Genomic DNA, 10,609 nt, shown 5'->3' on the forward strand with positions numbered 1-10,609 from the left:
CAGGCCGGCGACGATGGGGCCGAGCAGCAGGCCCACGGGCCCTGTCTTGAGAAGGCCCAGCAGCACCTGCAGCAGGGTACCACCGCCCTGCTGCACCAGACGCGCGGCCGACAGCAGGCCGAAGCGCTGCGCGCGCGTGGCCCAGAGGGTCAGCCACTGGGTGGCGCCGATGGCCAGCACGCCCGCTGGCAGCAGCCAGGCCAGGGCCATACCCTGCCAGAAGAGGAGCACCAGGGTCAGGAGCGTGGAGGCGGCCGTGGTGGCCAGCAGCAGGCGCGCGCACAAGGCCATGAGCAGCGCGGCGCCCTGGGGTTTCTTTTCGAGCGGCAGGGCGAATTCGTAGCGCGCGCAGGCCACCACGGCCAGGTTGGTGGCCACGGCCCAGAGCAGGGCGTACTGGCCAAAATCCCCTGGCGCGTACAGCCGCGTGAGCGCCGGGCCCAGCAGCAGCGGCAGGGCGTGGGCCAGCACGCTGCCCGTGAGCAGCGTCAACGTGGCGCGCAGCAAGCCGGACGTCATGGTTGGGTGGAATCGGCGGGCTGGTAGCCAGGCACCAGCTGGCGCAACAGGGTCTTGATGGTGAGGGTGTTGTCCGCGAGGGCCGCGTTGCGCAGGGCTTCCAGCGTGGCCTGCATGCCTTCCCAGGGGGCGTGTTCCTCGCGCGCGCGCAGGATGCGCGGGTGCGCTGTGGGCAGGGGGTGGTCGCCGATCAGCAGTTCCTCGTAGAGCTTCTCGCCGGGACGCAGACCCGTGAACTCGATGGCGATGTCGCCGCCCGGATGCTGCTCATCGCGCACGGTGAGGCCTGACAGCGCCACCATGCGCCGCGCCAGGTCCACGATGCGGATGGGTTCGCCCATGTCGAGCAGGAACAGGTCGCCTCCTTCCGCCATGGCACCCGCCTGAAGAACGAGCTGGGCGGCCTCGGAGATGGTCATGAAATAGCGGGTGACTTGGGGATGCGTCACCGTGACCGGGCCGCCAGCGGCGATTTGGCGGCGGAACAGCGGGATCACGCTGCCGCTCGAACCCAACACATTGCCGAAACGCACCATGGAAAAGCACGTCGGGCAGCGCCAATTGCCATCTATGGTCTTGGCCTGTTTGGCGAAGGGTGGCTGACGGCTGGCGGCAATGGCCTGAAGAATCAGCTCGGCCACGCGTTTGCTGGCACCCATCACATTGGTGGGGCGCACGGCCTTGTCGGTGGAAATGAGCACGAAGTGCGTTGCCCCATACTCCAAAGCCATGCGCACCATGTTGAGCGTGCCAAATACGTTGTTGAGCACTCCCTCGCCTGCGTTCGCCTCCACCATGGGCACGTGCTTGTAGGCGGCCGCGTGGTAGATGGATGTGGGGCGGTTGGCGCGGCATATTTCAGCGATGCGGCGCGGGTCGGCCACGCTGGCCAACAGCGGTATGAGGTCACAGGTATGCGTGCCCTGATCTCTTAACGCCTGCAGCTCTTGGTGGATGGCGTACAGCGCGTATTCGCTGTGATCCACGAGCAGCAGCCGGGCCGGACTCTCGCGCACGATCTGGCGGCACAACTCGCTGCCTATGCTGCCGCCGGCGCCTGTGACCAGGATGACTTTGCCTTTCAGGTTTTGGCGTATCAACTCGGGACTGGCCGCAACCGGGTCGCGGCCCAGCAAGTCTTCAATGTCCAATTCCTGGAAGTCCGCGACGGTCACCCGGCCACTGGCCAGATCGGTAAGGCCGGGCAGGGTGCGGATGCGTACGGGCAGATCCCGCAGGCTCTCGATGATCTGACGCCGGCGCTGGCGAGTCGCGCTGGGTAGTGCCAGAAGTACATCGGTAATCGCTAGATGGTCAACGAGCTTGGGCAGATCCTGGGCACTGTATACCCGGGTGCCGTTGATGCTCCGACCCGTTTTGGCCGTGTCATCATCAATGAAGCCCTGCAACTGGTACAGATGCGCGCCCGCCAAGCCGGCCGCGGTCTGCGCTCCCGCGCTCCCTGCGCCATAGATCAGCAAACGAATGGGTGCGGTGCCTGGTCTTCCCCTCAGCCAAAGCCAGCCCAGGGCGCGGCTACTGCCTACCATCAGCAGGAAGATCAATGGTTGAAGAATGCCGACGCTGCGGGGTACGCCCTCCCACTGCACGGTCAGAAGGATGGCCAGGAGAACGGCGCCATAAATGGCGACGGCTTTGCCTGTTGTGATGAGCGCGCTGATTCCGGTGTATCGAAATATCGCGCGGTAGAGCCCTTGATTCGCGAGGATGGGGATTGCCAGCAGAGGTGCCATGGCATAAACCCGCCATTGCAACCCTTCAGGCCAGTGAAGGGTGTCCAGCCGCAGGCTGAAGGCAAGCCACATGGCCAGCACACCCATCGTGACATCCAGGGCCACAACGAACAGGCGTTTGAGTGAACGGGGCCACTCGAGGATGTTGCCCGGCAGGTGCAGTCTGTGAGACATGGCGTGTTACTGCGGAGCGATGCCCGTGCGCTCGAGAATATCCCCCACCAACTCCAGCCGGACCAATGGGTTGTCGAGTTCCATCAGCCGTTGCTTGAGTTCGAGGGGGATGGGCAGCAACTCGCACCAGCGATTGGAGACCCAGCCGCAGTCGTTCAGTTGCGACGCGTCCGGGTCGATGTTCACGGATGCGTCACTGTGTCGTTCGCGCAAGGTGGCCAGTACCTGGGCAAGGGATATGGCGACGCTTCGAAGGTCTTCGGGAATGGACACGGACAGATCCGGAGCCAGTTGCTCCACATCGGCCACCCAAAGGCCATTGGGTAGATGACTGTGGCGCATCAGCCGAAAGCGCTGACTGCCTTTGCAATGCAGCAGGACCAGGCCGGGCTGAGGCGATTCGAGCCGTTCGATTGCCGCCAGCGTTCCTATCTCATGAAACCGTTCGTCGGGTGCGCCTGGTTGCCGGACTTCATTTCCTTCCGTGAGGGCCACCACCCCAAAGGGCGCTCCAGCCCGATGGCATTTGCGCACCATGTCGAGGTAGCGGACCTCGAATACGCGCAGTGCCAGCACCCCCTGCGGAAACAGAACGGTCTGCAGTGGAAACAGCGGAAGGGACGAAAGGGTGAGGGGTTGCGTCATGGGATGGGGTGTCGGTCGCTATCATCCCATGGCGCAGTCTGCTTTCGTACGCCAACCACCCCGATTCGTCTCATCCATGCTCTACCAGATTGCTTCATTTCTGCTCGACGTCATTGGCGGCCTGCTGACGGGCGCCTGCCTGCTGCGGTTGTACATGCAATGGCAGCGGGTGCCATTCTCCAATCCGATCGGCGGGCTTGTCTTTGCGCTCACCGATTGGCTTGTCATGCCGTTGCGGCGCGTGATTCCTCCGATGGGGCGCTGGGACGTCTCCAGTGTGGTCGCTGCCGGTTTGCTTCAGCTGGTGCAGTATTTTCTGCTGTGGCTCATTCTGGGCGCCGGCAGTGCCTGGGCATGGCTGCCCTGGCTGGCCCTCTTTGGATTGGTGCGGGTGGCCATCTCCGGCCTGATCGGCTTGTTGATTGTCTATGCCGTCATGTCGTGGATGCAGGCGCGCTCACCCCTTTCTGACGTGGTAGCACGGCTGTGCCAGCCCGTTCTGCGGCCGGTTCAGCGCGTGATTCCATTGGTTGGGGGCGTTGATTTGTCGCCGCTGGTCGTGCTGGTGGTGTTGCAGGTCGCCATGATCGTGCTGGGCCACTTGCAGGCGGCGGTGCTGCAGGGGTGACCTGGGGCTTGTGCAGCGCTAGAAATTGAAGTGAAAATGGCAGAATGTGCTGATGGAATCAGCGTATCCTGCTATCAAGTCAATAGTAACTGTGGGTGCGGGTGGGCGTCTAAACGACCGCGTCGGCCGGCAGGCGCTGCAGCATGGCCAGGCTGCTGGCGACGGTGTTGCGCAACTCGCGGCGGTCGCAGATGAAGTCCACGGCCCCCTTGGTCTGCAAGAACTCTGCCCTTTGAAAACCTTCGGGCAGGGTGACACGCACGGTGGATTCGATCACGCGTGGGCCGGCAAAGCCGATCAGCGCCTTGGGTTCGGCAATCACGATGTCGCCCACAAACGCAAAGCCGGCACTCACGCCACCCATGGTGGGGTCTGTCAGTACGCTGATGTAGGGCAGGCCCTTCTTGGCCAAACGGGTCAGGGCGGCATTGGTCTTGGCCATCTGCATCAGCGACAGCAGGCCTTCCTGCATGCGGGCTCCGCCCGTGGCGGTGAAGCAGATGAAGGGCACTTTCTGCTCGATCGCGGTTTCAACGCCGCGCACGAAGCGCTCACCCACGACTGAGCCCATGGATCCGCCCATGAAGTCGAATTCAAAGCAAGCCACCACGACGTTGATGCTCTTCACGGCACCGCCCATGACGATGAGTGCGTCGGTTTCGCCGGTGTTCTCCAGTGCCTCCTTGAGGCGCTCGGGGTACTTGCGGCTGTCCTTGAACTTGAGCGCATCCACGGGGAGGACTTCCTGGCCGATCTCGTAGCGGCCTTCCGGGTCGAGAAAGACATTGAGTCTCGCCCTTGCACCGATGCGGTGGTGATGACTGCACTGGGGGCAAACGTTCTGGTTCTGCTCTAGGTCCGCCTTGTAGAGCACTGTTTCGCAGCTCGGGCATTTGATCCAGAGCCCTTCGGGCACCTGGCGGCGCTCGGTCGGGTCGGTCTGCTGGATTTTTGCGGGCAGAAGTTTTTCTAGCCAGGACATGGAAGTTTCCTCTTCAAAGACGTGACTTGTCCGGCTGGTGCCGTCCTGAAACCCGTTTTATTCGGGTTGCCGAGGGCATGGGCAAGTCATGCGTGGAATGGTGGCGCGCTGCTTCTCGGAGCGCGCCCGGGCTGCATTATGCGTCGAGCGCTTTGCGCACGCCCCGCAGGAAGTCAACGGTCACGGGAACTACCTTTTCGTGGGGCTGGTCCTCGATTAGCTGGATGATGCGGCTGCCGATCACCACGGCGTCGGCCACCTTGCCAATGGCCTGGGCCGTGGCCGCGTCGCGAATGCCGAACCCCACCCCCACGGGGATGTGCACGTGCTCGCGGATGCGGGGCAGCATCTGCTCCACCGCAGCCGTGTCGAGAGCGCCGGAACCCGTTACCCCCTTGAGCGAAACGTAGTACACATAACCGCTGGCCACCTGGGCCACCTGGGCCATGCGCTGCGCGGTCGAGGTGGGGGCCAGCAGGAAGATCAGGTCCATGCCATGCAAGCGCAGGCTGGTGGCGAAGGCCTCGCACTCCTCGGGCGGGTAGTCGACGATGAGCACCCCATCGACGCCGGCGGCGGCAGCGTCGTGCACGAAGGCGCCCTGGCCGTGCATCTGGTCGTAGCGCTCAACGGGGTTGGCGTAGCCCATCAGCACCACGGGCGTGGCGCTGTTGCGCTTGCGAAATTCACGCACATGGTCCAGCACCTGGACCATGCCTACGCCCAGGCCCAGAGCCTTCTCGCCGGCCTTCTGGATGACCGGGCCGTCTGCCATGGGGTCGGAAAATGGTACACCCAGTTCAATCACATCGGCGCCTGCCTCGACCATGCCATGCATGAGGGCAGGAGTGATGTCTGCGAACGGGAAACCCGCTGTCACATAGGGAATCAGGGCCTTGCGGCCCTGCGCGCGGAGTGCGGAAAACGTGGATTCGATGCGGCTCATTTGACCACCTTGACGGCGTGCTCGCCGCCCTTGACAGATTGGCCCTGGCAACTGGGGCGGCAGAAGAAGTCGGCGCCGCTCAGGTCAGCCACGGTGCCGATGTCCTTGTCGCCGCGGCCCGAGAGGTTGACCAGGATGGATTGATCGGGGCGCATGGTTTTGGCCAGCTTCATCGCATGGGCCACGGCATGGCTGGATTCGAGGGCGGGGATGATGCCCTCGGTTCGGCACAGGTAATGGAAGGCCTCAAGCGCTTCGTGGTCGGTGATACCGACATATTCAGCGCGACCGATTTCCTGCAGCCAGGCATGCTCGGGCCCCACGCCGGGGTAGTCGAGGCCAGCGCTGATGCTGTGCGTCTCGGTAATCTGCCCATTGGCATCTTGCAGGATGAAGGTGCGGTTGCCGTGCAGAACACCCGCGCTGCCCATTTGCAGCGATGCTGAGTGCTTGCCCGATTCGAGACCTTCCCCTGCGGCCTCCACCCCGATGAGGCGCGTCTTTTCAAAGGGGATGTAGGGATGGAAGATGCCCATGGCATTGCTGCCGCCGCCCACGCACGCCACCACGGCGTCGGGCTGCTCTGCCGCAGCCTTCTGCGCCAGCAGCATTTCGGGCATCTGCTCAATGCATTCCTTGCCGATCACGCTCTGGAAGTCGCGCACCATCATGGGGTAGGGGTGGGGCCCTGCCACCGTGCCAATGATGTAGAACGTGTCGTCCACGTTGGCCACCCAGTCGCGCATGGCTTCGTTGAGCGCGTCCTTCAGGGTTTTGCTGCCCGACTCGACCGGCACCACTTTTGCACCCAGCAGCTTCATGCGGTACACATTGGGGCTTTGGCGCTTGACGTCCTCGGCGCCCATGTAGACCACGCATTCCAGGCCGTAGCGTGCGCAGATGGTGGCCGTGGCCACGCCATGCTGGCCCGCGCCGGTTTCGGCAATCACGCGGGGCTTGCCCATGCGCTTGGCCAGCATGGCCTGGCCGATCACGTTGTTGATCTTGTGCGCGCCGGTGTGGTTGAGGTCTTCGCGCTTGAGGTAGATCTGCGCGCCGCCCATTTCGCGGCTGGTGCGGGCTGCGTGATAGACCGGCGAAGGACGACCCACGAAGTGCTTGAGTTCATAGTTGAACTCGGCCAGGAACTCGGGGTCGTGCTGGTAGCGGGCGTAGGCCTCGCGCAGTTGCTCGATGGCGTGGGTCAGCGTCTCGCTGACAAAGCTGCCGCCATAGGGGCCGAAGTGGCCCGAGGAGTCAGGGTATTGGTAGGAACTCATGGGGATTCTTTGCAAGTTGTGCATCGGCCGCACGCACGGCGGCAACGAAGCGTTGAATTTTTTGAGGGTCCTTGATGCCCCGCAGGGGCTTGCCATCGGGGCCGTCGGCCTCGACGCCAGAACTCACGTCAACGGCCAGCGTGTGGCAACGCGGGCGTACTTGCAAAATGCCATCGGTCACGTTTGCAGGCGTGAGTCCACCAGACAAAACGAGATGAGAGGCTACGCTTGGTGGAAGGAGTGACCAATTGAATGCCTTGCCGCCGCCGCCATAGCCGTCGACATGGGCGTCGAGCAGGATGGCCTGGGCTTTCGAGTAATCATGGGCGTATTTTACGAGGTCGAACCGTGCCGCGCCGTCGCCAAGGGGTATGCGGGCGGCTCGCAAGAACGGCCGGGCTCCGCCCTGGGTGGCTGCAAGGCACTCCCGGGGAGATTCATCTCCATGGAATTGAACGGTAGCGCCCGCCAGCAAAGCGCAAGCAGCTATCACATTGGAAGCGCTCTCGTTGACGAACAGCAGCACAGGGGTGACGAATGGCGGCAGGCGTGTTGCCAGGGTAGCGGCTCTTTGTGCGGTGACGGCGCGGGGGCTTGCGGCGTACAGCACGAACCCAACGGCGTCCGCGCCTGCGGCCACGGCGGCATCCACGTCCTGTTCGCGTGTCAGGCCGCAGATCTTGATGCGGGTGCGGTACTGAGGGGAAGGAGGAAGGTGCTGGTTCGATGGGCTGCTCATGGCAGCCAATCATACGCAGCCGTGCGGCCAGGCAGTCCCCACTGGGGGGCGTAGACCGGGCCTTGAAAGTAGAGCCCATCGGGCGAGAAGGTGGGGGCTGCTGCATCGCGCGAATGCGCGTCCAGCACCTCGCTGATCCATGACGGTGGCTTGGTGCCCTTGCCGACCGCCACGAGGCTGCCCATGATGTTGCGAATCATGTGGTGCAAGAAGGCATTGGCCTCGAATTCAAAGCGCCAATAGCAGGCGTCGAACTCGCCTGCCGCCGACGCGCGGGGGCAAGGTGTACGGGTGATGTCGATGCGCTGCAGGGTCTTGACCGGTGATTTGGCCTGGCATGCCGAAGCTCGGAACGAAGTGAAATCATGCTCGCCCAGCAGCCGAAGGGCCGCCTGCCGCATGGCGTCTTCGTTCAGGGCGTTGAAGACCCAGCCCACCCGCCCGGCCTCGACACTCGGGCGCACCGGCGATTGCAGTAGGACGTAGGCGTAGCGCCGCGCCACTGCACTGGCGCGCGCATGAAAACCGCTGGGGACTGCGCGAGCCCATTGCACGGCGATGTCCTGAGGCAGGAAGGCATTGGTGCCGCGCACCCACGAGGCATCGGGGCGCACCAAGGTGGTGTCGAAATGCACGACTTGCATCAGCCCATGGACCCCTGCATCGGTACGGCCGGCACACAGCGTGCTCACCTGTTGCGTGGTGAAGCGGCCCAGGGCCGCCTCGAGGTGGTCTTGCACCGTGTTGCCGGAAGGCTGGCTTTGCCAGCCGTTGTAGCGCTGACCGTTGTAGCTGACCCCCAGGGCCACCCTGGTGGGGAGGCCTGGGTGGGCTGCTTGCGATGCGTCCGGGCTCACCCCGCGCATCAACCCAGGTCAGCGAGCAGGCGCTGAGCGCGTGCCTTGAGTGCGCCAGACGATTCCGCGACGACTTCTTCGATCAGCGTGCGCGCACCATCGGTGTCGCCAATGGCATTGAACTCTTCCGCCAGCGCCAGCTTGGTAGCCAGGGGATCGTCCGCTGCCTCGGAAGCTACCGCAGGAGCTGCAGCCGTGGTGGCAGCAGCAGGCTTGGAAGAGGTGCCCAGGTCGAGGGTCAGATCGCCGAGATCAAAGTCCATTGAGCCCGAATCCGGCGCGTCCTTTGCAGCGTCGCTCGTCAGCGGCATGGCCGCCGAGGGCAGCATGGTCAACTCATCGGCAGCCGGGAAGTCCAGGTCGGCCATGGGGGGCGGTGCTACGGGCGCCGGGGCGACCGAAGGGGCCTCTGCGGGCAGGGAGGGAGCCAGCAGGTCCAGCGAAGGTAGCACCGGCGGTGTCGGCGCTTCCGCAGCGCTAGCGTTGTAGCTTTCAGTAGCCGCCGCTGCAGCGGCGGCAAATCCACCGGGTGCCGCAGGCGCCTCACTCAGCGCATCGCTGGGCAGATCGAGATCAAGGTCCAGATCAAGATCGGGCGGTACGGCGGCGGCTGGGGCAGCCAGAGGGCTTGCCATCGCGGTTACGGCGGCTGCAGAAGCCACCGTTGCGGGCAAACCGGGGCGGCCGCCAGGCTGGTACAGCGCGTTCTCGGCATCGAGTTCGCGGCCCAGTTCGGCCACGCGAGCCCAGTCGGAGCCTTCGCCCTGGGTGAGCTTGAACACTTCGCTGGCCACGGCCTCGAGCGCCTTGCGGTCCTGGCGCTTGGCGTAGATTTCTGCCAGCTTGACGTGGACCGACACGCGGGCCGGATTGTGGCGAATGGCTTCCTTGAGGATTTCCTCCGCTTGCAGGTCGCGTCCGTATGCCAGATAGACATCGGCTTCGGCCACGGGGTCGACGTCGCCTCCGGCGTCGAGCTGGCTGGGCGAATAGGCCATGGACGAGCCCGTGGTCATTTCGCTGTTGGCGGTGTCAACGTGTTGTCCGCCGCTGGCGCCGAAGAATGAATCGGGTTGCAGACGGCTCTCGAGGAACGAACTGTCGACACCCGCACTGTTGCGCCGGCGTTGCACCACGCGGTACGCCCCATAGCCAGCCAGCGCCAGCAAGGCCAGCAGGCCTCCGGCCGGCAGCAACGGGTCTTCCATGAGGCCATCGATGAAGCTGGGCTCGGGTAAGGGTGCCGGCGCAGGGGCGGGTGCACGTTTAGGCGCTGGTGCCGGTGCTGGAACCGACGCTGCAGCTGCTTCCGCAGGCACGGCGGAATCGGATGCCGCCGGTGCAGGCTCGGCAGACGCACTGGCTGCGGTGGCAGCCGCGCTGGCGACCGGCTCGGATGTCGCAGGCTGCGGGACGACGACTGGGGGCTGGGTCGCTGCAGCCGTTGCGGGAGCGGTCACGGCCACGCCACTTGGCGTGCTGGCACCAGCCGCCGGAGCGACAGTGGGCGCCGAGGCGGCCGTGAGCTTGTTCAGCTCGTTGATGTTCTTCGATAGCTCGGCCAACCGCGCCGACGATTCGCTGGCTTGCTTGTCTTTGGCGAGCTGGTCTTCTGCAGCCTTATGGCCCTTGATGGAGCCCTTGGAAAGCGTGAGCTTGTCGGGGGCGGTGGTGGCAGGTTTCTTGTCTTCCACACGGGCCTGCACCGTTCCACTCGCGGAGCGCTCGGCGGCTGCCACCTCGGTGGTGGGGGCCGCCGCCGCGAGCTTGCGTCGGAAGGCGTTGAAATCGCGGCTTTGCGCGGAGAGGATTTGGCGCGCTTCGCTGGCCGGGGTGGCCTGCGCGGCGGCTTCATCGGGTATTTGCAGCACGGCACCGGCCTTCATCCGGTTGACGTTGCCCTGGATGAAGGCATCGGGATTGGCGCGCATCAGTGCCACCAGCATCTGGTCGAGCGACACAGTGGCTGGTCGGTAGGTATTGGCGATGCGACCGGCTGTGTCACCGGCCTGTACGGTGACGCCATCGGCGGGTGTGGGGCGCGGCTGGGCGGGCGTTGCGCTGCGCGGCGCGCTGGCAACTGCC

At 64.5% G+C, this 10,609-nt stretch carries 9 protein-coding genes and 1 pseudogene; 1 reads left to right on the forward strand and 9 read right to left on the reverse strand.

The window, feature by feature from the left end; translation table 11 throughout:
• The 3 genes and pseudogenes from ACDELDRAFT_RS14705 to ACDELDRAFT_RS14715 all read right to left on the reverse strand — a co-directional run.
• Positions 1–519: pseudogene (locus ACDELDRAFT_RS14705) on the reverse strand (polysaccharide biosynthesis protein); the annotation flags it as partial.
• Entirely contained in the window at positions 516–2,447 is a 1,932-nt protein-coding gene (locus tag ACDELDRAFT_RS14710) for a polysaccharide biosynthesis protein (protein ID WP_005798190.1), read from the reverse strand. The gene ACDELDRAFT_RS14710 and the pseudogene ACDELDRAFT_RS14705, both read right to left, overlap by 4 nt.
• A gap of 6 nt (positions 2,448–2,453) precedes the next feature.
• Complete coding sequence (locus ACDELDRAFT_RS14715; RefSeq protein WP_005798192.1) at positions 2,454–3,092, reverse strand: LON peptidase substrate-binding domain-containing protein; 639 nt, start codon at positions 3,090–3,092, stop codon at positions 2,454–2,456.
• A gap of 76 nt (positions 3,093–3,168) precedes the next feature.
• Here ACDELDRAFT_RS14715 and ACDELDRAFT_RS14720 point away from each other — a divergent pair, with 76 nt between their 5' ends.
• A complete protein-coding gene (locus ACDELDRAFT_RS14720) occupies positions 3,169–3,720 on the forward strand; it encodes a YggT family protein (RefSeq protein WP_005798193.1) in 552 nt (183 codons plus the stop codon).
• A gap of 109 nt (positions 3,721–3,829) precedes the next feature.
• On the opposite strand, the gene accD is transcribed toward ACDELDRAFT_RS14720, so the two are convergent.
• The 6 genes from accD to ACDELDRAFT_RS14750 form a co-directional block, all read right to left on the reverse strand.
• Positions 3,830–4,702 carry an acetyl-CoA carboxylase, carboxyltransferase subunit beta gene (gene accD, locus ACDELDRAFT_RS14725; RefSeq protein ID WP_005798195.1) on the reverse strand — a complete coding sequence of 291 codons (873 nt, stop codon included), beginning with the start codon at positions 4,700–4,702 and terminating at the stop codon, positions 3,830–3,832.
• A gap of 136 nt (positions 4,703–4,838) precedes the next feature.
• On the reverse strand, positions 4,839–5,648 hold the full coding sequence (gene trpA, locus ACDELDRAFT_RS14730; RefSeq protein WP_005798196.1) for a tryptophan synthase subunit alpha: 810 nt from the start codon (positions 5,646–5,648) through the stop codon (positions 4,839–4,841).
• The gene (gene trpB, locus ACDELDRAFT_RS14735) at positions 5,645–6,928 is read right to left on the reverse strand and encodes a tryptophan synthase subunit beta (protein WP_040329354.1); all 1,284 of its coding nucleotides are present in this window, start codon (positions 6,926–6,928) and stop codon (positions 5,645–5,647) included. The genes trpA and trpB overlap by 4 nt, the downstream gene beginning before the upstream one ends.
• A complete protein-coding gene (locus ACDELDRAFT_RS24200; RefSeq protein ID WP_005798198.1) occupies positions 6,906–7,667 on the reverse strand; it encodes a phosphoribosylanthranilate isomerase in 762 nt (253 codons plus the stop codon). The genes trpB and ACDELDRAFT_RS24200 overlap by 23 nt, the downstream gene beginning before the upstream one ends.
• The gene (truA, locus tag ACDELDRAFT_RS14745) at positions 7,664–8,533 is read right to left on the reverse strand and encodes a tRNA pseudouridine(38-40) synthase TruA (protein WP_005798199.1); all 870 of its coding nucleotides are present in this window, start codon (positions 8,531–8,533) and stop codon (positions 7,664–7,666) included. Before truA ends, ACDELDRAFT_RS24200 begins: the two co-directional genes overlap by 4 nt.
• A partial coding sequence (locus ACDELDRAFT_RS14750) for a FimV/HubP family polar landmark protein (RefSeq protein WP_005798200.1) occupies positions 8,533–10,609 on the reverse strand: 2,077 nt, incomplete at its 5' end. The genes ACDELDRAFT_RS14750 and truA, both read right to left, overlap by 1 nt.

It is taken from the genome of Acidovorax delafieldii 2AN (assembly GCF_000175235.1).
In the GTDB taxonomy this organism is placed as follows: domain Bacteria; phylum Pseudomonadota; class Gammaproteobacteria; order Burkholderiales; family Burkholderiaceae_C; genus Acidovorax; species Acidovorax delafieldii_B.

Coding starts and splice junctions, on each gene's coding strand:
- trpA (WP_005798196.1), bottom strand. CDS start 5,648: ATGAGCCGCATCGAATCCACGTTTTCCGCACTCCGCGCGCAGGGCCGC.
- truA (WP_005798199.1), bottom strand. CDS start 8,533: ATGCGCGGGGTGAGCCCGGACGCATCGCAAGCAGCCCACCCAGGCCTC.
- ACDELDRAFT_RS24200 (WP_005798198.1), bottom strand. CDS start 7,667: ATGAGCAGCCCATCGAACCAGCACCTTCCTCCTTCCCCTCAGTACCGC.
- ACDELDRAFT_RS14710 (WP_005798190.1), bottom strand. CDS start 2,447: ATGTCTCACAGACTGCACCTGCCGGGCAACATCCTCGAGTGGCCCCGT.
- ACDELDRAFT_RS14715 (WP_005798192.1), bottom strand. CDS start 3,092: ATGACGCAACCCCTCACCCTTTCGTCCCTTCCGCTGTTTCCACTGCAG.
- ACDELDRAFT_RS14720 (WP_005798193.1), top strand. CDS start 3,169: ATGCTCTACCAGATTGCTTCATTTCTGCTCGACGTCATTGGCGGCCTG.
- accD (WP_005798195.1), bottom strand. CDS start 4,702: ATGTCCTGGCTAGAAAAACTTCTGCCCGCAAAAATCCAGCAGACCGAC.
- trpB (WP_040329354.1), bottom strand. CDS start 6,928: ATGAGTTCCTACCAATACCCTGACTCCTCGGGCCACTTCGGCCCCTAT.